The organism is Roseburia lenta, from assembly GCF_014287435.1.
In the GTDB taxonomy this organism is placed as follows: Bacteria; Bacillota; Clostridia; order Lachnospirales; family Lachnospiraceae; genus Pararoseburia; species Pararoseburia lenta.
Genome location: NZ_JACOPG010000002.1, coordinates 540,413 through 564,223 on the forward strand (window position 1 = coordinate 540,413; position 23,811 = coordinate 564,223).

The window sequence follows — 23,811 nt, forward strand, 5'->3', positions numbered from 1 at the left end:
CTTTGTCCTCATAAAATACTTGTATCATATCATAAAATCAGGGATTTCTCTACCCCTATCACATAGCCGTCCACCTGATAATACTGCAAGTGCGTCTCCTCAGACGGTGGTATATCTGAAATATCAAAAAAGATATAGAGGGTATGCGTAAATTTCTCTCCCTCTTTTCGCTTTTCAAAATGCGCATAGGTCTTTTGATCCGCTGTCCTGCTCATATCCCGGCTCATGTAGGTCACGTTCAAAGACATAGCATGGGCAAGCGCATATTCCTCAAAAATGCAGGATGTCTTTGGATCACACTCGATCCCAAACTGGGTCGGCGGATAAAAGACGATCTCATCCATCTGGTCTCCCAGCATATCCCAGACATCCGACGACAAATACTTTTTGTATGCCGCTGTCATGGTATCCCGGCTTTGAGACGCATCCCTTTCGCCGCCGGTCTCTGCCGCATAGGTATATGCCTGATGTTTGTAGGAAACACCCGGATAGAGATCATAGACCTGTAATACTAAAAGACCGATCAAAAATCCCAGAGAAAACCTGCCCCTGGATCTTTCCAAGAGGAAAACCATGCCATAGATCCCCAATGCCAGCAGTCCATAGTAGACCGGCCAGATCAGGCGCCCCGTCGACCGAAAGACACTGAGCGCCTGATAGATGACCTGCGGATAGGAGATCTGATACAGGATCCTGCTGCCAAGACTCGCCCGCGGTGACAGGGCAAGAAAGGTAAAAACCAAAAAACCGACCAGAATGCTGATGATCCAAGATCGCCGGTTGGTTTTTTGTGCCTGCCCTATCTGCGCCTTCTCCCCCTCATGTCTTTTTCTATATTTACCTGCGATCCAGCGAATGCTTCCATAGACCACAAGGCAGGCAAGGAGAAAGATCATGCCAAAGCCAAGATAAGCAAAGCCTTCTTCCTGCCAACCGGATACAGTCGGAAGGGTCGGCAAAAGTGAGGAATAATTCTGTTTACTGAAAATATAGTTCCTGTGATCAATGACGCAAAGATCATTGCTCGGATCAAAAAACTGTAACAGATTAAAAGACAATTCTTCCAGTCCTGTCGTAGAGACAGACACCTCCCCATAAAAATAGCCCATGATATAACAGATCCCAAAAAGGATCAGTCCGGCAACGAGTACTTCCACCAGATAGATTACAAGAAGCCCCTTGTCTTTCTTTCCCGCTTTCGCCAGATACTCCTGCAGATCACTACAGAGCCAGATGCCAAGGATCATAGGCGTAAAATAGGCATTGGTCAGAGCCGACAGACATAAAAGGATGATCCAACGCCCGGCATAACGCCAGCGCCTTCTGACGATCTGTCCCGTTGTTTCCCTCTCTGTCGATGCATACTCCGGCAAAAGGCTACCTCTCCAGACCCAGAGACAAAATGCCGCCAGAATCAAAAAGTGGGCAGACAACGCCGTATGATAAAAAGTCCGTTTCAACATGACCGGTGACAGGACAAAAAAGAGAGAAGAAAGCAGACAGATCTGGCTTCTTTTTGAAAATGCCCGCACAAACAGCGCCCCAAAGCCCCCCATCAGGGCATAGGACAAGAGTTCAAACAAGCCAAAATACTGAAAATTAGCCGGGAGCAGGGGCGATAGTATTTTAAAAAGTAGGGCAAAGAGAGGGATGGAGTCTGTATAGACGATAGACACCGGCTGGCTGTAAATCCCCTCGACCAGCCCCAGTGGAAAGTGCCATGGACTTTTCCGGTAGAAGACCCAGCCCAGATAATGCTGGGTCAGATCCCATAGCCCTTCTGCCTGTGAGGAGTCCGTCAGCCACGCCACATTTGTGACATTTACCACAGCCAGACCATAGATACATACAAAAACTAGGCTGCCCAGCAGACAACCTAGTACAAAAATCAGGTATGGATTTTGTAATCTTTTTCTTATGTTCATCCCGTAGTATTTTTCCATCTAATTCTCCGGCACCGCTCTATGCACACATGTGTCCTATCATATCCATAAGCGTCTGACGCAGTGGGATCTCCGCTGTCCAGCCGATATCCTGTCGGATCTTTTCTGCCGAGCCGATCACGACCTGATTGTCGCCCGGTCTCACAAAGTCCGGATTGACGCGGGTTGTCACGGAAACGCCCACGATATCTGCGATCTGATCCACGACTTCTGCCAGAGACACGCCCTTTTCGCCACAGATGTTATAGACTTCTCCCGCTTTTCCGTCCAAAAGCAGACGGTAGTAAGCACGCACGACATCGCGTACATCCACAAAGTCACGCACAATGGAAGTATCTCCGGTCTCGATCTCGCCGCTTTTTGCACCGCTTTCTGCAATATCTAAGATTCTGCGCACAAAACTCGGGATCACAAAGCGTTCATCCTGAAAAGGTCCCATATGGTTAAAAGACCGGGTCAGCATGATCTGCATGCCAAAACTGTCTGCCAATACCTTTGCCATCATTTCCTGGGAAACTCTGGCAACCGCATAAGGATTGACCGGAACTAAAGGCATATCCTCCTGCAGCGGCAGTTCCTCTTTTTTGACATCGCCGTATTCCTCCGAAGATCCCACCGACAAAAGACGGCAGTCACACAAGTCATGCTTGCGCAATGCCTCTGTCACATTCAAAAAGATGCTGGTATTGTTCATAAAGCAGTCTGCCGGATGCTGCCAACTATAGGCAACACTGGAAAAAGATGCCAGATGCAGGATATAGTCCGGTCGGAAAGTTGCGATCATATCTTCCACTGCCTCTTTATCAAGGAGATTTACCTGCTCAAAGGACATAGCCAGTGTTGGCGCATAGTCCTCCATGGCAAATTTCGGCAGATTGACATCTACGCCAAGCACCTCATAGGACAGATTATTTTCTACAAGATAATTTAAAAAATGACGGCTGACGAAACCGGAAAATCCGGTGATAAGCATTCTTTTCATATCCTATTCTCCCTCAGTTTCCGTCTTTTTGTTTTCTAAGAAGATCTTTCTGGTCACGAAATTGTAGACCATAACAACTGCCGTTGCCACGATCTTAGCGCCCGCTGTTGCAAGGGTAGCACCAACCAGTGCATGAAGCCATGCCCAGTTTGCATAGACAATATCAATGCAGAAAAGAATGATGAGTTCGTTGATGCCCAGACCGAATACACTGAGCACAACAAAGATGATGAATTCTTTTTTACGATCCAGATCATCCCTGCGCTCAAACACATACTTCATAGAAAGGATGTAATTGACAATGACCGATACGACAAAACCGAAAAAGGCACCGATCAACGCCGCCTGTGATGTCCCCATGCCCGCGCCCTGACGAAGTCCGGTCGATACTGCCATGGTAATGACAAAGTCCACAATAAAAGAAATGATTCCTACCACACCAAATTTTAAGATCTGGTCAATTAACTTTTTCATCTAATACTACCTTCCTGTGATCTCTCCGATCACATTTCATCTTTCTATCGGTCTCTTATTTATGCAGTGCATCTTGGATACGCACGCCCATAAGACGGAAAAGTGTCTTGATATAACTGATGATAAATTTCAAAAGTTGGCGCTTGGACTCGCCGTACATACGCTTCTGGAAATTGATCGGCACTTCCCCGATCTTTAACTTCTTGTCACGCTTGTTGAGTTTTAAGCGGAGCAAAACTTCTTCCAGAACATCATAGTTTTCACAGGTCAGTTTGACCTTTTTCAACTGTTTTGTGTGATACATGCGATAGTCTGTAGACAGGTCATTGGCATGCAGTCCCAGACAGACGCGGAATGCAAAATTGAGCATATGCGACATGATCTGTGACGACTTGGCATCATTTGTCACACCGCCTTTGACATAACGTGATCCGATAACAACATCGCATTTTTCCTCGACAAACATCTTGTGGATTGCCGGAATGCTCTTTGGCGGATGGGAGCCATCACTGTCCATGATCAAAAACTTGCTCTTGTTCGCATACTTGATCGCAGTACGGAAAGCCCCTCCGAATCCCGGTTCTTCCTGATTGATGTATCTTGCGCCATATTCCTGACAAACACCCTTGGTGTTATCCAAAGGCTTGGCTGTATCTACAACAAGGATCTCATATTCCTCATTACACTTTTCTACTTCTTCAATGATCTGTGGCAAAAGAACACGTAAATTATCTTCTTCCTTATATGCCAACAACACAAGGCTAATTCCCATAATGCCGATTTCCTTCCTTGATTCCTACTGTCCAAAGACAGTTTTTACACATATACCGCTATATTTTACCATCAATGCCCAATTTTTGCTATATCTTTTTCTGATGCCGTCTGACTTTCTCTCTTTGACGCCCTGTGCTATACTAATATATGCGGTCAGACTTGAAAGAAAGACCGCGTCTCACATTTTAAATTCAGGCAGAATAAGGAGTATAACTATGGGAGAACGTTTAACACCGTCAGATGTAGAAAAGATACAAAAAGAGATCGACCACCGCAAACTGGTTGTCAGAAAGGCAGCCATTGAAGCCGTAAAGGAAGCGCGGGCACAGGGCGACCTCAGCGAGAATTTTGAATATTATGCCGCAAAAAAGGACAAGAACCAGAACGAAAGCCGCATCCGTTATCTGGAGCGCATGTTAAAGAATGCGACCATCATTGAGGACCATACTTCTGAGGATGAGGTGGGTATCAATACGATCGTGACCCTCTACATCCCGGATGAAGACTGCGAGGAGACTTACAAACTGGTCACCTCCATCCGCAGTTCTTCCCTGCGTGATATGGTAAGCATTGAATCACCTCTGGGCAAAGCCATCCGTGGTAAAAAGGTTGGCGAGACCGCGACCGTACAGGTGGATCCGTCCTTTTCCTATGATGTTGTCATCAAAAAGATCGACCGCAATGTCGGGGATGAGGATGACCAGATCCGCAGATACTAGAATCTTATATGGATAAACAGATAAAAATGGCGCAGAAATCAGTTTTTCTGCGCCATAAGTGTTCCTATGGATACCAGGATCAAAGAGATCACCAAAACGCCTATGCGCAAGGTGTCCGCCTCCCGCAATAAAATCGCGGATAAGAGCACGCCAAAGATCGGCGTGGTAAAGCCAAATACCGCCACTTTTGATACCGGGTTGTACTTTAAGAGGACACCCCAGAGCGAATATGCCACCGCCGATACCATTGCCAGATAGAGCACGATACCGCATCCTTTGAGACTGAAAAACCCGCCCGCCATATGGCTTGCAACGGCTCCCAGCACCTGTCCTGTCGTCATAGCCGCATAGCCGGATCCCAGACTCGCCGGCAGGAAGATGCACATCAAAAATCCCAGAAGGATCAATGTGATCCCGCCCACGATAAATTGATATCCGCTTAATACAAAAGGTTCTTCCTGTTCGGAATACTTCCGCAGATAGACCGAAGAAAAAGCATAAGCGACCGTGGAGATAAAGACACAGATCTCTCCTATGCCAATACCACCCAGACTGCTTCCCGTCCCCCGGCTTCCCCAGATCTCTACAAGAAAGACTCCTGCAAATCCAAGGATAGATCCAATAATTTTATTTTGTTTTAATTTTTCCTGTTTAAAAAGAAGGCATGCCACAAACAATGCCACAAAGACATTCAAAGCCTCGATAATGGATGCCTTGACGCCACTGGTCTTTCCCAGGCCGATATAAAAGAAAAAATATTGCAGAGTCGTCTGTAAAAGGCTCAGATGCAGGATCGGCAACCAGGACGTTTTCTTTGGGAAAAGCGGACGTTTATGGGCAAAACTTCCGATCACCACCGCCATGATTCCTGCCAGGAAAAATCTAGTTCCGGCAAAAATGATCTGTAATCCGGTCTGCTCCCCCGAAATGTCAAAAATCCCATAACCGATCTTGATGCCCGGAAAAGCACTGCCCCACAAAAAGCAACACAAAAGGGCGACCAGACATACTACGGCTGTATTAGTCCAGACAAGTTTTCTCTCTGTCTTTTGTTGCATTACTTGCCCCTTCTCTGCTCATACAAGCGTGTCAGTGCATCCTGCTCGTATTTTTCATCCGAATAATCTGCAATCCTTTTGAGCAGATCGCCCTTCTTGATCGCGATCATGTCGATCTTTTCTCTTAACTCTTGTTCTTCCCGTTCTAAGACCTGTAATTCTCTCGTGAGGCTTTCCACCTCAAGTCGTCTCTCCATATCCATTGTATTTTCCTCCCAGGCTATGCCTGATCTTCTGCTATTTCCGCTGTTTCCATGCCCTTTTTATCATCTGCCTTTTCCGGCAGAAGTTCCAAAGGGATCAAAAACGGCAGTGTATATAAAAGCGGCATCACATAACGTGTATTTCCATTGTCCGGCGACACCATACAGACTGCGATCGTAATCAGTGGCACCAGAAGCAGCGCCTGCGCTTCTTTTTTCTTCCATTTCAGATTGTAGAGCAGGGCAAACAAAAACAGCCACGGCCACAATCCGATCGAGGCAAAGATATTCACGATTGGCACTTTTTCCGAAAAAAGAACCAATTGGTTGATCGCGTAGCGCTGTTCCAGATACTCTTCTGTGTTCTCCACATAAAGATAGGTATATTGCCCTTCTTTATCGTGCAATTGCAGATAATCATTAAACTTATAATACACCAGGCTGGAAATCTTATTGATGTCATAATACTGATAGGTATTATGCAACACGGACTCCACATAGACTTCCGGGTGCTTTAGGAACATCTGCCACCAGACCTTAAAATAATTCTTAAGATCCTGCTTTGTCGCTTCCTGATTGTAATATTTCTTGACCGGATCCGAAAGTTCCGGGTTGTACTTCTTTGCCAGTTTTTTGTAAGGGAGCACCTTATTGATGGCTTTCTTTTCTGCCGCTGTCACCTGGTCGCCGTATTCCGTGACATAGCGCGCCGTCTGCTGAAACGGCACGGACAGCGCCTCCTGGATGCCTCCCGGTGCTACATTCAGTGCCGGAAGCAGGATGCCGCAGAATACCACCTTATATAAGATAACCGGCAGGATAACCGACGTGATGATCTGGGCAAAAGTCCGTCGATATTTGACCAGATATACCACGCCAACGATCAGCAAAATGTACATTGCATATACCTTGGTCAAAACCATCATACAGGCTACGGCAAACATTGCCAGATCAAACCAGACCTTGCGGAAAGCCTGTCCCTTTGTCCTTGCCACATAGTGCATCATCATAATAAAAATCAGACAAAAGGTGGCATAGACCGTATCCTTTAGCATACAGATGGCATACATAGGAAAGATCGGTAAGAACATCAGTATCAGCAGGGCTCCGATCATGCGCTTTGTCGTCACGCCACAAGTGCGGATATAATACAGACATCCGGCAAATACCAGTGACAGAGCAATCATCTGCAAGATAACATAGGCTGCCACGCCAATACAGATGTCTCCAAAATGCAATCCTAATTTAATAAACCAGGAAAACACTAGCGTCAGGATATAAGGATGATGATTTGTGATGAAGATATCATCCGCCTGCACCGCTGACATGGTCTGGATATAAGACGGGATCTCGTTATACTCCATGATCATAATGACCGTATCTTCGTTGCTGGTTCCCGGGTAGAAATAAATAAAATACGGAAGCCACGCCACAAACATACAGACTGCCATCAAAAGAATCTGCAATACCGGTGGGATCTTTCGTCCCGCTTGTCCTCTGATCTCCTGTTGCTCCGCAAAATTTCGGAAGAAATGCATCATGGCAGCCACGATAAAATAGGAGATCAGAACATAGGCAGACCACTTCAAGAAAATGCGGTACATCTGAATCTCTGCCACGCCGCTCTCCTCCATGGCATCCATCATGGCGTACCAGCCGCCCCACTTTTTAAAGATCATGGCAACCAACTGCCCTGACGCAAACAGAAGACTGAATAAGAGATCTGCCAGACGTTCTTTATAAGTTCGGCTGAATTGCAGGACCATATAGACCAGTATGCCGATCACAAGTGCAAATAAAAAAGTCCGCAGACGATTGGACGAAAAAGACCGGTACATGGTCCGCGTATATAACATGATCTGACTCTCCAGATCAATATCCGGGCTGTTGTCTATGGTTGCTTCCCGCGAAAGAGAGATAAAGGCACCTAGGGCACCATAGATTCCCAGGATCACGGAGATCCAGGAATCTCTCCCTTTCAGTTTTATTGTAATTTCTTTCATTATCTTCCTATCTTTTCTTATATATCCACCAGATTTTCTATGTGACTTTTCTTCTGCGCAACAAAAGTCTACATTCAGTGTATTAGTATAGCGTAATTCTTGTCAAAAATAAACCCACCAATAGAAAGCCGCATGAGATCGCGACTCCATGGTGGGTCAATTCTTATGCCAAAATATCCTGGCGCGCCAGCGCCCGCTTTAATGCCAGTTCTGCCCGCGCGACATCCAGATCAGCATCCTTGCGATTCAGACGTTCCCTTGCCCGGTCTTCCGCCTTTCTCGCACGTTCCAGATCAATCTCTTCCGGCCATTCAGCCACCTCGGCAAGAAGTGTTACCTTCTCCCCCAAGATCTCCGCAAATCCGGCATGCACCACGGCCTTCTTTGCGCCGTCTGCCTCCGTGATCGTCACGATCCCCGGTGCCAGAACTGTCGTCAGCGGAATGTGATCCTTAAAAACACCGATTTCTCCTTCGGTCGTTGTAAACTCGATCATGCTTGCCTGCCCCCTATAAAAAATGCGGTCAGGCGTTATGATCTCGACTTGAAACAAATTATCTGCCATAGTCGCCTCCCTTACTGCATCCGGGCGCGTACTTCATCAATGGTTCCTGCATTCAGGAAATGTCCTTCCGGCACATCATCATGCTTGCCTTCCAGGATCTCTCTAAATCCGCGGATGGTTTCTGCAATCGGCACGTATTTTCCTTCCAATCCGGTAAACTGTCCCGCTACGAAGAATGGCTGTGACAGGAATCTCTGGATCTTTCTGGCACGGCTGACAACCAACTTGTCATCTTCTGACAATTCATCCATACCAAGGATCGCGATGATATCCTGTAATTCCTTGTACTTCTGTAAGATCTCCTGCACGCCACGCGCTACCTCAAAATGCTCCTGTCCTACGATACGAGGATCCAGAATACGGGAAGTAGATGCCAATGGGTCTACTGCCGGATAAATACCAAGTTCGGCAATGGATCTCTCCAATACCGTGGTGGCATCCAGATGGGCAAACGTGGTTGCCGGAGCCGGGTCTGTCAAGTCATCCGCCGGCACATATACTGCCTGCACAGATGTGATGGATCCGCTCTTGGTTGATGTAATACGCTCCTGTAAAGCGCCCATTTCTGTCTGCAGGGTCGGCTGGTAACCTACGGCTGACGGCATACGTCCCAAAAGGGCGGACACCTCAGAACCAGCCTGGGTGAAACGGAAGATATTGTCAATAAAGAGCAATACATCCTTGCCACCCTTATCACGGAAATATTCTGCCATGGTAAGACCGGTCAGACCGACACGCATTCTTGCTCCAGGTGGCTCATTCATCTGTCCAAAGACCATGCAGGTCTTGTCGATAACCCCGGATTCTTTCATTTCATAGTAGAGGTCATTTCCCTCTCTGGTACGCTCTCCTACACCGGTAAATACAGAATATCCACCGTGCTCGGTAGCGATATTATGAATCAACTCCTGGATAAGTACCGTCTTTCCTACACCGGCACCACCAAAGAGTCCGATCTTTCCACCCTTTTGATAAGGACAGAGCAGATCTACGACCTTGATACCGGTCTCCAACATTTCTGTGGAAGTTGCCTGCTCCTCAAAAGCAGGTGCCTTTCTGTGGATCGGCATATATTCCACGTCCTGCGGTGCATCAATCTCGTCGATAGGCTCGCCCAATACGTTAAAGATACGTCCTAAGGTCTGCTCGCCAACCGGAACACTGATCGGTGCCCCCGTAGCGTGTGCCTCCATTCCACGTACCAATCCGTCGGTCGTTCCCATGGCAATACAACGCACAGTATCGTCTCCCAGATGCTGGGCTACTTCGACTACCAATTTCCCGCCATCTTTTGTTGGGATATTGATAGCATCATTGATCTCCGGCAGTTCGCCTTCGGAGAACTTGATATCAAGTACCGCACCAATGATCTGAGTGATCTTTCCTATATTTTCTTTCGCCATATTTGTCACTCCTAATTCATCAAAACTTTGTTTTTGCCTTCTCCCTTGGTAAAGATTAGGAAATGGCTTCCGCACCGGCAATGATCTCTGTCAGTTCCTGTGTGATGGAACCCTGTCTTGCACGGTTATATTTCAGTGATAAGTCGTTGATCATATCCTCAGCATTGCTGGTCGCTGAGTCCATCGCCTGCATACGCGCACCGTTCTCACTGGCTACCGCCTCAACCAGCGCGCCGTAGATCAGACTGGTAATGTACTTTGGAATGATCATATCCAGAGCCTCTTCTTCATTTGGTTCAAAATTCATGAGAAGGTCCGCGTCATTTGCTGCAAGATCTTCTTCCTTTACCTGTACCGGTAACAAACGAAGCAGGGTCGGCTCATGGCTGACTGTATTCTTGAAATGTGTATATGCTAAGTAGATCTCACCGATCTCGCCTTTTGCATAGGCACTTAAGACTTCCTTACTGATCGCCTGCGCATCCTCATAAGTAGGAGCCTCCATGACATCCGAATAGTCGGACTCCATGTGATAGCCTTTGCGCGCCAGAGCCTCCTGCCCCTTGCGCCCCACTGTGTAGATCTTTGCGCTCTCCAGCGGGATGTCACTGCCCGTGATCAGACGGATGATATTGGAATTGTAGCCGCCTGCAAGACCACGGTTGGATGTGATCACAATGATTCCCTTTTGATCCGACGCGCTCTCCCGCAAATAGAGATGATCGATATTCCCTGCCTTTGCCAGCATGGAACACACTGTCTGATACATATACCGGAAGTAAGGTGTCGTTTCTTCTGCCTTATTCTTGGCTTTTTGGAGTTTTACGGTAGATACAAGTTTCATGGCTTTTGTGATCTGTTGCGTACTTGAAATACTTGTTTTTCTTCTTTTAATGTCCCTCATTGAGGCCATTTCATCTCACCGCCTTTGCTATTTATAGCTTTTCTTACATTCCTCAATCGCCTGAATAAGCGCCTTTTCGGTATCCTCTGTCAGCACTTTTTCGGTGCGGATGGATTCCGGTATCTCCGGATATTTGGTATCCACATACGCAAAGAGGGCTGCCTCAAACGGCAGTACATCCTCGACCGGAATATCCAAAAGATATTTCTTGGTTGCCGCATATATGATCATGATCTGATATTCTACCGGCATCGGCTTGTATTGCGGCTGCTTTAACATTTCCTGGATACGCTCACCCTGTGCCAACTTCTCTGTCGTGTCTGCATCGAGTTCCGAACCAAACTGTGCAAAAGACGCCAGTTCTCTGTACTGTGCCAACTCCACACGGATCGGGGCTGCGATCTTTTTCATCGCCTTGATCTGTGCGGAACCACCAACACGGGATACGGAAAGTCCGGCATTGATCGCCGGTCTGAAACCTGCGTTGAAGGCTTCGGTCTCCAGATAGATCTGACCATCTGTGATCGAGATAACATTAGTCGGAATATAAGCAGATACATCGCCCGCCTGCGTCTCAATGATCGGCAGGGCTGTCAGTGATCCGCCGCCAAGAGAATCATTCAAACGTGCTGCACGCTCCAAAAGTCTGGAATGCAGATAGAATACGTCTCCCGGATAAGCCTCACGTCCTGGTGGACGACGGAGCAGCAAGGAAAGGGTACGGTATGCCGTTGCATGCTTGCTCAAATCATCATAAACAACAAGCACATCCTCTCCGTTTTCCATCCATTCTTCTCCGATCGCACATCCTGCGTACGGAGCAATATACTGTAGCGGTGCCAACTCACTGGCGGTAGATGCAACTACCGTGGTATAAGACATAGCACCGAATTCTTCCAAGGTATTTACGATCGTAGCAACGGTAGATGCCTTTTGCCCGATGGCTACATAAATACATTTGACGTTCTGTCCCTTTTGGTTGATGATCGTATCGATCGCGATGGCGGTCTTACCTGTCTGACGGTCACCAATGATCAACTCTCTCTGTCCACGTCCGATCGGGATCATGGAATCGATCGCCTTGATACCTGTCTGTAACGGGGTATCAACGGACTTTCTGGAAATAACGCCGGATGCCACACGTTCGATCTGTCGGAACTTGTCTGTCTCGATCGGTCCCTTGCCATCGATTGGCTGTCCCAGCGCATTGACGACACGTCCTAACATTGCATCTCCAACCGGCACTTCTACTACACGTCCTGTTGTCTTTACGGTATCTCCCTCATTGATATTGCGGTTATTGCCAAGCAGAACCGCACCGACATTGTCTTCCTCGAGGTTGAGTACCATACCATACACTTCTCCAGGGAACTCTAAAAGTTCTCCCTGCATGGCATTTTCCAATCCATGTATACGTGCAATACCGTCTGCCACCTGTATAACGGTGCCGACGTCTGCCACTTGAAGCTGCGCTGCATATCTTTTCATTTGCTCCTTGATCACAGAGCTGATTTCTTCTGGTTTTAAATTCATGAAGCGCTTTCACCTACTTTCAACTGTATTTTGGATAATTCTCTCGATAGTTCTGAGATCTTGGTGCGCACACTGCTGTCCACAACGCGATCCCCAATACGGATTACCATCCCGCCGATCAGGTCGGCATCCACCGCATAATGCATACGAAATGACTGGTATGCAGTGGTCTCTAGCAAACGGTCCTCGATCTGCTTTTTCTGGGCATCGGTAACTTCCATCGGTGTCGTTACATAGGCGATCCCGATTTTCTTTTCTTCCAATGCCTTGTCGATAAAGAAGGTCAATACCTCCGGCATCTTTGCAAAATGATCCTTCTCCACGATCATCCGCATCAGCCCGACCATCTCATCGGAAATCCTGCCCTTAAAAACAGTCTCTACCATCTGCAATTTTTCTTCTTTTATGATGTTGGGATGAGTCATCATCTGACTAAATTCCTGATTGTCCCTAAGGACATCAAGAACTCCCTGGCTCTCCTCCAGATAGGCATCCAGACGGTCCTGCTCCATTGCCAGTTCAAACAATGCTTCACCATACACATTTGAAACTAACTTTGCCATGTAGCATCACCCATTTCCTTTAGCGTTTCTTCCACCAATTCATTCTGAATCGTGGTGTCTATATTGGCAGCCACGACCTTGCCAGCCATGACAGAAGCGATGGAGATCATCTCCTGCTTCATCTCATCCGCTGCACGCTTCTTCTCCAGAGCCGCTTCTTCTCCGGCTCTTGCAATAATACGTGCCGCTTCCTCTTTGGCATCCGCTATGATCTTGGCTTCGTTCTTAAGCGCCTTTTGTCTGGCTTCTGAAAGAATTGTCTCAGCCTCTTTATCAACATCTTTTAAACGCTTTTCGTACTCTGCTTTGACTTTGGCGGAGTCTTCTTTATCCTGCGCCGCACTGGCAATATCCTGACGAATCTTTTCCTGTCGATCCTGCAAGAGTTTTCTTACCGGATTGAACAGAAAATACGACATGATCAGGAATAGAAAGAAGACAGAAATGCCGAGTGAAACAGAGTCAAACAGCAACTGAAAATCTAAGTCAAATAATCTTGTCATAACTTTCCTGTAGTTCCTCCTTTCCCGGGAAATTCCAAACTACACGCATTAGCCTACTAATGGTTTTACGAAAAGTAAGAGCATGGCAACAAGAAGTCCATACAGACCTGTTGTCTCGGCAACTGCCTGTCCAAGTAACATGGTTGACATGATCTTTCCCTGTGCGCCCGGGTTTCTACCCACGGCTGCTGCACCGTAACCTGCTGCAATACCCTGTCCAATACCAGGTCCGATACCGGCGATAACTGCCAGACCTGCACCAATTGCGGAACATGCTAAAATCAAATCTTCTCCTGTGATATTCATAATTCTTTCCTCCTAATATGAAATATAAATTATTCTTCGTCCCCATAGGACTGTGTGATGTATGTCATGGTAAGCATACAGAAAACGTATGTCTGAATGGCTCCGGAAAACAGGTCAAAATAGACATGTAATACAGCAGGCCAGACATATGCAATCTTCGCCAACAGACCGTAAACCAGGGCCATCATTACGGTTCCTGACAATACATTCGCAAACAAACGCAGTGATAAGGAAATCGGCACTGCGATCTCGCTGATCAAGTTGATCGGCAGCCATAGTGGAAACCACGGCGGTAATGGAGAACACATGTCAACCCAGATCCTCTTGAAGGACTGGTGTCTCCATTTTGTGATGTGAATCAGTGCAAACGTAATGATACCAAGGGCAAATGTGGTTCCATAGTCCGCGGTTGGCGGTCTGAGTCCAAACAGTCCGGATATGTTACTGAACAATATAAATACGAAGATCGTACAGATATAATTCGTAAACTTTGGTGCGTGGGAACCCATGTTGTTTTCCACGATACCGGACAATTTTTCTACCATCAGTTCCAGAACGTTCTGAAAGGTATCAGGCACTTCTGTAGCATGTGCTATTTTTCGATTGGCTACAATAGAAAAGATCACAAGCACAAGCATAACAATGGCAATACATACATGGGATGTGGTGATCCATACTTCTTGTCCAAATAACTGAAATGAGAACAAGCCATGTATCATAAAGTCAATGTTATCAGCAGAAGCCGACATTAGAATTGCTTCATTCACAATTTCACCTCCTCTTCCTGTTCATTCGTTGATTCTTCCGGCGCAATGTCCTTAAAAATCATTTTATGCATAAAAGGTTGTACATATGCACTCACCTTTAGCCCCAAAACTCCTATAAATGCACTCACCAGATTACCCAGGTGAAAATACATCATGATAAAAAATACAAATACCACAACCAGATAGCGCAGAACAGACTTAAAGGATAAGCGCTTGGTTCCAGTATCTCCCATGCGCACCGCTTCCTCGATCACCATGGCCAGATGGATTCCCATGCCCATAGCGCAGGCGATGCCGATCCACAAGCCCGATGTATAGCGCAGCTTGTCGGAAACAAACCACACACCGGCAAATTCTACGATCAGTCCATATATGGCAATGCCAAGGAGCAGTCCCGGCAGAGCCTCATTCAGTCTCTTTAATGCTTTGATCATATGATGCCTTTTCCTGTTCTTCTTTTTCTCTTTGCAATTGACCCGGGGATTTTGTGTCTTTTAGATATTTCTTGACCAGACGATAGACATTCTGAAAACCAGCTATCGCCCCTAGAATAAACCCCAATACACTAATCCATCTGGTTCCCAACTTATGATCCAGCCATGCGCCACCGATCGCACACAACAAAATAGGTACTAACATAGTCACGCCGATCTGGACGATCAGAACCAGAGCATTTGCCACCTCATTGCTTTCTTTTTTTCTCAAATCTTCTCCTAAAAACTATAACGAGATCGTGATCTCGCGTCCTGTATGTTCATACTTATAGAACTCTACCCCTGCGGCACGCAGCATACGCTTGGATGCCATGACGGCAGGCGTGTGCTCGTATTTGTCCTGATCATAGACAATACGGCGGATGCCGGACTGTATGATGGCTTTGGCACACTCATTACAAGGAAACAGTGATACATATAAAGTAGCCCCTTCCAAACTGCCCCCACGATAGTTTAGAATGGCATTCAGTTCACTGTGTGTCGTATAAAAATACTTGTTATCGTAAGGCTCTCCCTCACGACACCAAGGAAAATCGTCATCCGAACATCCCATAGGAAATCCATTGTACCCCATAGATAGGATCTTATGATCGTCGCTGACAATGCAGGCTCCCACCTGCGTGTGCGGATCCTTGGACCGCATAGCCGATAACATGGCTACACCCATAAAATATTCGTCCCAACTGATATAATCCTGTCTTTTGTCACTCATGATGCCCCCCTTTATCATCTGTCTCTAACTTTGCCAATAACTTTTCGATGGACTTTTTCAGCACTTCAAAGCATAAGCCATAGGTCTGTAAGGATGCCCCATAAGGATCGACGACCTCGATCTCATCTCCCACATAGGTCGATAAGACAAAGGTATTATCCTCATCTGCTCCCTCGATCTCCTCGATCACCTTGACGCGCTGTGCTTCGTCCATGGTCAGGATCAGTGTACCCGGCACGATATCCGCTGCCGTCAACTGCTCTGCCGCAAAATTGTCCGGTGCAATGCCATTGCTGATCAGCACTGCCTCCGTCTTTTGATTCATCGGTTCCGGGAATAAAACGACAACTCCTCTTGCTAAGACATCGATATCTTTTCCCTCCGTCATCTGCTTCATGATCGCTGCCGCCATGGGTGCGCGGGATGTTCCACTGCCCGCGGCAAAGATCACACGTTTTATTTCTTCCATAGTTACTTCTTCTCCCAAAAAGTTCCCTTATACAAAAATCCGTTTATGCCCTGCCGCTTTCAGCAATCGGTTCATGATCGCCTGTCCCACTCCGGCAGCCGCAAAACTCTCTGAATATATAACATCTACACCAAGCGTATCAAACTGACGTAAGACATCAAAGAGGTGTCTTGCGATCTCCGCTTCATCCTCCCGCTGTCCGATCACGATCACATGATCCGCTATATAAGCATCCTGATTTTCCGCTGTTGCCAATACGCCAACGGACTGTCCCTTGACCTGTGCCTCCCCGGTCAGTGCGTTGATCTTTGCGATCACCTGATCCATATGTCCCTCGACCAAGGTAAGGTCTGCCTTTGGTGCATAATGGCGGTAACGCATGCCCGGTGCCTTTGGCGGCTTCTTGCTGTTTTCCGATGCAATGCCCGGATCCATACCGACCTGCCCCAAGACCTGAGATAACATCTCCTGAGTAATAAAGCCCGGTCGTAAGATCATGGGCTGGTCCTCGGAAAGATCCACGATGGTAGACTCAATGCCGATACCGACCGGTCCACCATCCAAAAGGACTTCGATCTTGCCCTGTAAGTCCTCCCACACATGCTGTGCCGTTGTCGGGCTCGGGCGACCGGATATGTTGGCGCTCGGCGCTGCGATCATACAACCGCTGTCCTGTAAAAACCTGCGGGCGACCGGATGGGACGGCATACGGATGGCAACCGTATCCAGACCTCCTGTCGTCTCATAAGGAATGACCTCATTCTTGCGCAGGATCATGGTAAGCGGTCCCGGCCAAAAAGCCTCCGCTAAGTCTCTCGCCTCCTGTGGCACCTCTGCCACGATATCTTCCAACTGTGAAAAATCTGCTATATGAACAATCAAAGGGTTATCCGACGGACGACCCTTTGCTGCATATATCTTGCGGGAAGCCTCCGGATTTGTCGCATCACCGCCCAATCCATATACCGTTTCCGTAGGAAAGGCGACTAAGCCGCCGCTACGAATGACCGCAGAGGCTTCCTTGAGTTCCGCTTCTTCTATCTGATTGTCTCTAGCCACAAATACTTTCGTTTTCATAGTCCTCATTATAACACTTTTCGTAAATTACACAACTAAAAACGCTAGTTGCTCTCCTGCATCTGTGCAAATGTCACAATTCCCTGATAGACCGCCTCCACGATCTTGTCCTGATACTTTTCTTCCTGTAGTTTCTTACACTCCTTCTCATTGCTTAAAAAACCACATTCCACGATCACGGTCGGACTGACGGTCTTACGCAGCATATAATAGGAATCGTTTGCCTTGGCTGCCCTGTGGTTGGTCGGATCGACCATGGATATCAGTTTCTCCTGTAACTGCTCCGCCAAGAGCCTGCTCTTTTCTGAGGTACTGTAATAAAAGACCTGCGCGCCGGAGATCCCGGCATCGCTATAAGAATTCTGGTGGATGCTGATGGTCACATCCGGGTCTACATTTTCTACGATCTGACAGCGCTTTTGTAAATCTTTTGCCTTTTTGCTGCCCCCGGACTCGGTGCAGAGTTCGCAGTCACTCTCCCTTGTGTAATAGACCTCCACGCCCTGCTTTTCCAGATATGCCCCCAGTTTCTGTGCGATTGCCAGATTGATGTCTTTTTCCAGAGATCCGTCCACCGCCACTTTACCCGGATCACTGCCGCCATGCCCCGGGTCGATCACTACTTTCAGGTGGCTTGCCGTCTTTTTTGCAGAAACGACCGACACGCCCCAGACACTTGCTAAGAGACTGATCGCAATAAAAAAGACTGCCATCACCATTTCTATTTCTCGTTTCATAAGATCACCACGTGTTTTTTATAATATATGGTGTCAAAAATAGAAATATGTAATGACAGTCTGTTTGGCTTTATTTAAAGTAAGTCTTTATTGTCTGCCAGGTATCCTTTGTCTCGAAGCCAAGTTTCCAGAAGGATGCACCTGCCAGTTTATTTTCTTTCATGACGTCTAACTTCTTGGAAAGTGAAGTCGCATCCTCGATCCATGCCATATAGGTCGTGTCACCTTCCGTAAATTCGGCATAATACTGACCTGCTTCCTCTGACCAGGTGCTCGTTGCCTGATTGCGATTGAGGAAAGACTGCATATCTTCCATACCGTATGCCGAACTGGTCAGACCGCTATCGGACTGCGCCCACACTCTGGCATAGAAAGGCATGCCTAAGATGATCTGATCTGCCGGTACTTCTTCCAGAGTATCCGCTACACCTTTTTCCACAAAACCGATGGATGCGACGGATCCCGCCTCATCACCACCGACATAATGCTCATCATATGCCATGACCGCAATATAATCTGCATAGTCTGCCTGCACGCTTCTATTATAAAAAGCAGTGGATGCGGAAGGCACATAGTTGTCTACCGATAAGATAATGTCATTCTTTTCGCACTTGATGGACAATTCCTTGATAAACTCAATATAGCCATCCTTGGCAGAAACACTGAGCGCCTCCATATCGACATTGATACCGTCCAGATCATAGGAAATCGCCTGTGTGATCAGGTTGTTGACCAGACTATCCCGGTAGGAGGTCGTATTCAGTACCGTTGTCGTGTCGACATTTTTATTTTCCAGATTGCTGACTAAGCCCCATACCTGAATGTTGTTCTGGTGGCAATAAGTCACATAATCGCTGCTGGCAAGACTCTTGATATTGCCCAGATTGTCGCTGAGCGAGAACCAGGTCGGTGAAATGACATTGAGGTCTGTGCCAGCCACCACCTGTGACACGCCGCTGTTGGCAGACTGGGATGTCACCTGATGCCAGCCCATAACGATAGGATCCTTGACGGTGATATGATTGTAAGTACGCTCCGGCAGCGTCGCCTCTACCGTCTGCTTTTCCGACTTGGATAAGCGCCTGTTCTGGACACAAGCCAGAACACCATCCTCTGTCAGCACATGGCTCCATTTGCCATAGTTTTCCAAGATCGTCAACTGATCGCCCTTTTTCGCATCCTTTAAGATCTTGCTCTTGACTCCGCCGAAACGGCGCAGTGCCGCATCACGTTTGAGGCTTGCAACCTTTTTCTCATAGCCTGCCGTCTCGATCACGACGCGGTTTGGACTGTCAAAAAGTTCAAAGGACATATCGGTATATAATTTGACAAAATCCGCTGACACAAAGTAAGCGCCATTTTGTGAAACAACAACGTCTTTGCCCAGAGATTCTCTGGACTTTCCTACCGTGTAGGCATCACTGTTTAAGGAAGCAGAGACCACATCCTGATCTGTCACATAACGCAGGACTCCCTCCGTCGTATCGTAAACATAGCCGTCATCCAGATTGGATTTTAAGAAACTGATCTCCAGATAAACGCCCTGGTCTGTCGCAATGGCATAGATCGCATCATCGCTGTCCGAGACTTCTTTATATTCGCCATTTAAGATAACGGCTGCCTGATTTTCCTCGGTCAAAGTAAAGTAATCGCTCAGACTCATATGCTCCTTGGTCGGCGTGTATCTGCGGATAACAAAGATCATCCCCACGACGACCAAAAGTAGAAAGGCGATTGCGAGCAGATAAATATGATTCGGTATCTGCTGGTTCTTTCGCTCATGCTTCCGGCTGCCGCCGCCCGCTTTTCTTCTATCTCTTTTGTCCATTCTACCCTCCAATGGTCATTTGTGTGCAAATTTGCATTCATTATAGCACATCTTGTCGTGCTATGTCATCTGCCAAGAAAAGCCACATAACAAATAGGGCGCACCTCTTTATCAGATACGCCCTCATCTTTTTTCGTGTTTACTGTATTAGCATTCTTGTTTCCTTTCAAACATAAGGATAACAACATTTTGTCATTTGCTTATTCGTTCGGTGCTTTACCTCCTCCTTCTTGTGTGATCACTTCTGTAACCACTGTTTCAAATAGTAAATATCTTTTTCCTCCAACGAAAAAGGATCTGCTATGTCCGGCATGGGTCTGACCCACACGCCGTTTTCTTTTGCAAATGAGACCTGCGACTTTCTATTTACATGCCTGCTATAGTATTCCATTTGCGCCATGTCGCTTTTCTTTTTATTTTTTTCAATACATGTCGCATAAGCCTCGCGTTCCCATGGCTGTAAGCCGCCCATAAGAACTCTGCGCTGACATCTGCTTTCCAAAAGTGGATTTTCCTTTGCGAATCTGCCAAAGTCAATGACCATCATCCCGTCGAAAGCATCCAATAGGCGTAAAGCCTCTTTCTCCTTGGGACAGATCAGATAGAATACCCCTTGATAGGCATAGAGGATATCGCCGCTTTTCTCTACGACTCGGTCCGAAAACATGGGATATAAATGACTGAAATCCCCCAATTCCAAGTACATTACCTCCCACTTTTCCACTGAGTGCAGATAATTTGCTACGCTCAGCGCCATATGCGTACAGCCCGCTCCCTCCCTTGTGCCAAAGAACCCCATTACTTTTTTAGGCATCTGCCTGCTTCTTTTTTTCACATAACAACTCCCTCTCTATCATTTTTGAAAAAAGTCTTTGTACCGCCAGTGTCGTATGAAACGGATTTTTCTGCCATGGAAACAAATACATACGTTTCTTTTGCACCCTTGCATACTGCCCGGCTTCCTGCCGTGAGAAATGATTTCCCACGAGGATCATATTTTCCGCCAATACCTTTTCTTGTCTCTGCCAGACTCTGCCACTACAGACATAGATAGTCGCACCTGCCGTGACGTCTGTCCTGCATCCACAGTCTATGACCTGTATCCCATAGGGAGGTTCGCCCTTGGCGAGTGCCGGTCCATCATCCAGATAGCCCCGGAAAAATTCGTGATATATCATTCCATCCTGTCCTATACAAGCCATATTGTATTGCAGCATGCGTTCGAGTGTCGGCGCTTCTGTTTCATTCCTATAATACGCGTAAAACCCCGCCCGGTTCAAATAACAGACCAGTGCCACAGCCACGTGTGTCGCCCCCACACCACTCTCACTTCCTACAACAGCGATACGATTTAAGAGATGCTTTTTGTTCTTCTTTTCTTTTTTGTTTTTCTGCCACACCCTTTGCAGATGATCCTGCACGCGACTTATGTCTGCGATGCGCCTGCCTTTGTCATAACGGAGCATCCGGGTGACAAGTCCAAGGAACCGCAAACGTTTTTGCATTGGCAAAAATAAAAGCATATAAGAAAAGATTTTGCCCAGACCGTATATATCGGTTCTTTGATCCACCGCACCACCATGCTTTTGCTCCGGTGCAGCATATTTTTTTGTTCCAAAATTTTGGAAATCATTTCCCGAACTGGTAAGAATCTTTGCATTGCCAAAGTCGATTAATTTCAACTGATTGCCACATACTATAATATGATCCGGCTTCAGATCCAAATGTAAAATAGGATATGGATCATGCGTATGCAGATATCTTATGATCTCACATAACTGCATGGCAAATTGTAAAAATGTATCCTGGGAAATGTTTTGATGATAAAGCAAATACTGATCTAAGGAATCTCCATAAATATATTCTTCTACGATATAGAAATATGATTCATCTTCTTCTGTTTCAAGTAGAATGGGAATTCCAGGATGACTCAGATCCTGTAGCAGACTTGCTTCAAGAAAAAAATGTTCCGGTGTAGTCGGGTCCTTTCTAATACCCTTGATAACATGTAAATCACCGGTATCTAATGCTCTGACAAGCACTACCCGCGTATGCGACGTCTCATACAAAACGTCCTGCGTCTCGTAGCGATCAGATAGAAAATATGACATTCATATGCTCCTCCCTAGAACCGGAAAAGCATCTCTTGCATATTTTATAGCAAATTCCTTTTTGAAACGCAAGACATTTCTACATTGTTTATACTTTTTTAACATTTTTAGACATTTTTAATACTTTGCTTTCTTTACTTTGTATTTTTCATTGTTTATAATGTGTATAGGTATAAGTTTACCTAATTTTCTGTAAAGGATGTGATCTTATGAAAATTGAAAAAGTAAACGATAACCAGATTCGCTGCACCCTTACCAGAGAAGATCTCGATAGCAGGCACTTAAAATTAAGTGAACTCGCTTATGGCACAGAGAAAGCCAAATCTCTTTTTCGCGAGATGATGGAGAAAGCCTCTTACGAATTCGGCTTTGATGCGGAGGACATTCCTCTGATGATCGAGGCCGTTCCACTTACCGCTGACTCCATTTTATTGATAGTGACCAAGGTGGAATACCCTGAGGAACTGGATACCCGGTTCTCTCATTTTTCAGAGGATATGGATTCGGATGATTTTGACATGGATTCTTATGATGACGCCATGCCACATCCGCCAACCGCGGCAGACGATATTTTGTCCCTCTTTTCCAAGGCAAAAGAAGCCGCAGCCCGTATCGGCAAGTCCGCAGATGCCAGTCTGCCGGATGCCAGCCAGATCTCCGTACCGGTCGACATCACCAAGTTGTTTGTATTCTCATCCCTTGATGATATGATCCGCCTGTCACATGTCCTTGGTGATTTTTACCATGGACGCAACTCCTTATACAAGAGTCCTTCGGATGATGTTTTCTATCTGATCATCAGCAAGAGCGATCACACACCGGAAGATTTCAACAAGGCCTGCAATATCCTGACCGAGTATGGTTCACAGGCAGATTTTTCTGTCGGACAGGATGCTTACTTCAAAGAACACTACACCTTGATCATCCCGGACGATGCTCTTGGTATGTTAGCGAAACTGTAAATGCAAAAGGTGATGGATCTTTGATTCACCACCTTTTCTTTTTATCTATGTTGCGTAGACTGCTTCATAGAACCCAAAAAAGACGCCCGCTTACGCGGACGCCTTTTGCTTTGTCTGTGTTATGTAACTATCTAAGGATTACTCCTGAGAGATAGCACCTGTAGGACAAACACCTGCGCATGTGCCACATTCAACACAAGCAGATCCATCGATTTCGAACTGGCTGTCTCCCTGAGAGATAGCACCTACTGGACATTCAGGTTCGCATGTTCCACAACTTACACATGAATCAGAAATTACGTATGCCATTATAAATTCCTCCAATCACCTTGTTGTTTATTCAGCTCTCTGCTGTAACCACATAATAAATCAATTATTTTAAAAAGACAAGTTCTTATTTAAAAACAAGATTAGGAATTGCAAAAGGCAAAAAAAGGCATTATAATAACACCATCAAAAATAAGGAGGATAAGGATCATGGCTAGAGTAAATAAGTCAACTATGATTGGTGAATTGTTACAGATCGATGAGAATGTAGCACCAATTTTATTAAATATCGGCATGCACTGTTTGGGATGCCCATCATCTCAGATGGAGACTATCGAGCAGGCTGCTATGGTACACGGTATTGACCCTGATATGTTGGTAGACGAGATCAACAACTTCTTAGAAGCACAGGGCTAATCAGTAAGCACAAAGAGGCGACGCTATGATCTCTCAT

General features: G+C 46.4%; 28 protein-coding genes. 3 read left to right on the forward strand and 25 right to left on the reverse strand.

The window, feature by feature from the left end:
• Positions 1–29 precede the first annotated feature (29 nt).
• From H8R94_RS06560 to H8R94_RS06575, 4 genes are read right to left on the reverse strand one after another with little or no spacing between them, the layout of a single operon-like run.
• Positions 30–1,943, reverse strand: a complete 1,914-nt coding sequence (locus H8R94_RS06560; RefSeq protein WP_186854200.1) for a DUF6311 domain-containing protein — start codon at positions 1,941–1,943, stop codon at positions 30–32.
• Positions 1,944–1,962: 19 nt separating this feature from the next.
• Positions 1,963–2,925, reverse strand: coding sequence for a GDP-mannose 4,6-dehydratase (locus H8R94_RS06565; RefSeq protein WP_118534992.1), 963 nt, complete (start codon positions 2,923–2,925; stop codon positions 1,963–1,965).
• Positions 2,926–2,928: 3 nt separating this feature from the next.
• Positions 2,929–3,399, reverse strand: a complete 471-nt coding sequence (locus H8R94_RS06570; protein WP_118280525.1) for a GtrA family protein — start codon at positions 3,397–3,399, stop codon at positions 2,929–2,931.
• A gap of 55 nt (positions 3,400–3,454) precedes the next feature.
• Entirely contained in the window at positions 3,455–4,171 is a 717-nt protein-coding gene (locus H8R94_RS06575) for a glycosyltransferase (protein ID WP_118280526.1), read from the reverse strand.
• A gap of 217 nt (positions 4,172–4,388) precedes the next feature.
• Here H8R94_RS06575 and greA point away from each other — a divergent pair, with 217 nt between their 5' ends.
• A complete protein-coding gene (gene greA, locus H8R94_RS06580; RefSeq protein ID WP_118280527.1) occupies positions 4,389–4,892 on the forward strand; it encodes a transcription elongation factor GreA in 504 nt (167 codons plus the stop codon).
• Between the two features lie 38 nt (positions 4,893–4,930).
• Here greA and H8R94_RS06585 read toward each other — a convergent pair whose 3' ends face one another.
• The 20 genes from H8R94_RS06585 to H8R94_RS06680 form a co-directional block, all read right to left on the reverse strand.
• Positions 4,931–5,950, reverse strand: coding sequence for a DMT family transporter (locus H8R94_RS06585; protein ID WP_118280528.1), 1,020 nt, complete (start codon positions 5,948–5,950; stop codon positions 4,931–4,933).
• Positions 5,950–6,147 carry a hypothetical protein gene (locus H8R94_RS06590; protein WP_147403524.1) on the reverse strand — a complete coding sequence of 66 codons (198 nt, stop codon included), beginning with the start codon at positions 6,145–6,147 and terminating at the stop codon, positions 5,950–5,952. The genes H8R94_RS06585 and H8R94_RS06590 overlap by 1 nt, the downstream gene beginning before the upstream one ends.
• Positions 6,148–6,170: 23 nt before the next feature.
• On the reverse strand, positions 6,171–8,156 hold the full coding sequence (locus tag H8R94_RS06595; RefSeq protein WP_186854201.1) for a DUF6020 family protein: 1,986 nt from the start codon (positions 8,154–8,156) through the stop codon (positions 6,171–6,173).
• 163 nt (positions 8,157–8,319) lie between these two features.
• Entirely contained in the window at positions 8,320–8,721 is a 402-nt protein-coding gene (atpC, locus tag H8R94_RS06600; protein WP_118534990.1) for an ATP synthase F1 subunit epsilon, read from the reverse strand.
• A gap of 11 nt (positions 8,722–8,732) precedes the next feature.
• Positions 8,733–10,124 carry a F0F1 ATP synthase subunit beta gene (gene atpD / locus H8R94_RS06605; RefSeq protein WP_118280532.1) on the reverse strand — a complete coding sequence of 464 codons (1,392 nt, stop codon included), beginning with the start codon at positions 10,122–10,124 and terminating at the stop codon, positions 8,733–8,735.
• Positions 10,125–10,179: 55 nt separating this feature from the next.
• The gene (atpG, locus tag H8R94_RS06610; RefSeq protein WP_186854202.1) at positions 10,180–11,037 is read right to left on the reverse strand and encodes an ATP synthase F1 subunit gamma; all 858 of its coding nucleotides are present in this window, start codon (positions 11,035–11,037) and stop codon (positions 10,180–10,182) included.
• Positions 11,038–11,055: 18 nt separating this feature from the next.
• A complete protein-coding gene (gene atpA / locus H8R94_RS06615) occupies positions 11,056–12,561 on the reverse strand; it encodes a F0F1 ATP synthase subunit alpha (RefSeq protein WP_118280534.1) in 1,506 nt (501 codons plus the stop codon).
• The gene (atpH, locus tag H8R94_RS06620; protein WP_178010173.1) at positions 12,558–13,124 is read right to left on the reverse strand and encodes an ATP synthase F1 subunit delta; all 567 of its coding nucleotides are present in this window, start codon (positions 13,122–13,124) and stop codon (positions 12,558–12,560) included. Before atpH ends, atpA begins: the two co-directional genes overlap by 4 nt.
• Positions 13,112–13,627 (reverse strand): F0F1 ATP synthase subunit B, encoded by a 516-nt coding sequence (gene atpF / locus H8R94_RS06625; protein WP_118280536.1) that lies wholly within the window; start codon positions 13,625–13,627, stop codon positions 13,112–13,114. Before atpF ends, atpH begins: the two co-directional genes overlap by 13 nt.
• Before the next feature lie 48 nt (positions 13,628–13,675).
• The gene (locus H8R94_RS06630) at positions 13,676–13,933 is read right to left on the reverse strand and encodes an ATP synthase Fo subunit C (RefSeq protein WP_118280537.1); all 258 of its coding nucleotides are present in this window, start codon (positions 13,931–13,933) and stop codon (positions 13,676–13,678) included.
• A gap of 29 nt (positions 13,934–13,962) precedes the next feature.
• Positions 13,963–14,682, reverse strand: coding sequence for a F0F1 ATP synthase subunit A (gene atpB, locus H8R94_RS06635; RefSeq protein WP_118280538.1), 720 nt, complete (start codon positions 14,680–14,682; stop codon positions 13,963–13,965).
• Positions 14,683–14,696: 14 nt separating this feature from the next.
• Complete coding sequence (locus H8R94_RS06640; protein WP_118280539.1) at positions 14,697–15,134, reverse strand: hypothetical protein; 438 nt, start codon at positions 15,132–15,134, stop codon at positions 14,697–14,699.
• On the reverse strand, positions 15,106–15,405 hold the full coding sequence (locus H8R94_RS06645; RefSeq protein ID WP_243238470.1) for an AtpZ/AtpI family protein: 300 nt from the start codon (positions 15,403–15,405) through the stop codon (positions 15,106–15,108). Before H8R94_RS06645 ends, H8R94_RS06640 begins: the two co-directional genes overlap by 29 nt.
• Positions 15,406–15,420: 15 nt before the next feature.
• Positions 15,421–15,906, reverse strand: a complete 486-nt coding sequence (locus H8R94_RS06650; protein ID WP_118280540.1) for a deoxycytidylate deaminase — start codon at positions 15,904–15,906, stop codon at positions 15,421–15,423.
• The gene (locus H8R94_RS06655) at positions 15,899–16,375 is read right to left on the reverse strand and encodes an arsenate reductase/protein-tyrosine-phosphatase family protein (RefSeq protein ID WP_186854203.1); all 477 of its coding nucleotides are present in this window, start codon (positions 16,373–16,375) and stop codon (positions 15,899–15,901) included. Before H8R94_RS06655 ends, H8R94_RS06650 begins: the two co-directional genes overlap by 8 nt.
• 27 nt (positions 16,376–16,402) lie before the next feature.
• Positions 16,403–17,452, reverse strand: coding sequence for an L-threonylcarbamoyladenylate synthase (locus H8R94_RS06660; protein WP_186854204.1), 1,050 nt, complete (start codon positions 17,450–17,452; stop codon positions 16,403–16,405).
• A gap of 44 nt (positions 17,453–17,496) precedes the next feature.
• Positions 17,497–18,189 carry an N-acetylmuramoyl-L-alanine amidase gene (locus tag H8R94_RS06665; protein WP_186854205.1) on the reverse strand — a complete coding sequence of 231 codons (693 nt, stop codon included), beginning with the start codon at positions 18,187–18,189 and terminating at the stop codon, positions 17,497–17,499.
• A gap of 70 nt (positions 18,190–18,259) precedes the next feature.
• Complete coding sequence (locus H8R94_RS06670; RefSeq protein ID WP_186854206.1) at positions 18,260–20,017, reverse strand: glycosyl hydrolase family 18 protein; 1,758 nt, start codon at positions 20,015–20,017, stop codon at positions 18,260–18,262.
• A 238-nt stretch (positions 20,018–20,255) separates the two neighbouring features.
• Positions 20,256–20,831 (reverse strand): hypothetical protein, encoded by a 576-nt coding sequence (locus tag H8R94_RS06675; RefSeq protein WP_118534985.1) that lies wholly within the window; start codon positions 20,829–20,831, stop codon positions 20,256–20,258.
• Entirely contained in the window at positions 20,824–22,128 is a 1,305-nt protein-coding gene (locus H8R94_RS06680; RefSeq protein ID WP_186854207.1) for a serine/threonine protein kinase, read from the reverse strand. The genes H8R94_RS06675 and H8R94_RS06680 overlap by 8 nt, the downstream gene beginning before the upstream one ends.
• A 209-nt stretch (positions 22,129–22,337) precedes the next feature.
• On the opposite strand from H8R94_RS06680, the gene H8R94_RS06685 reads away from it, so the two are divergent.
• Entirely contained in the window at positions 22,338–23,090 is a 753-nt protein-coding gene (locus H8R94_RS06685) for an adaptor protein MecA (RefSeq protein ID WP_118280547.1), read from the forward strand.
• 138 nt (positions 23,091–23,228) lie between these two features.
• Here H8R94_RS06685 and H8R94_RS06690 read toward each other — a convergent pair whose 3' ends face one another.
• Entirely contained in the window at positions 23,229–23,399 is a 171-nt protein-coding gene (locus H8R94_RS06690; protein WP_118280548.1) for a DUF362 domain-containing protein, read from the reverse strand.
• Positions 23,400–23,567: 168 nt separating this feature from the next.
• On the opposite strand from H8R94_RS06690, the gene H8R94_RS06695 reads away from it, so the two are divergent.
• The gene (locus tag H8R94_RS06695; protein ID WP_118280549.1) at positions 23,568–23,774 is read left to right on the forward strand and encodes a DUF1858 domain-containing protein; all 207 of its coding nucleotides are present in this window, start codon (positions 23,568–23,570) and stop codon (positions 23,772–23,774) included.
• Positions 23,775–23,811 lie beyond the last annotated feature (37 nt).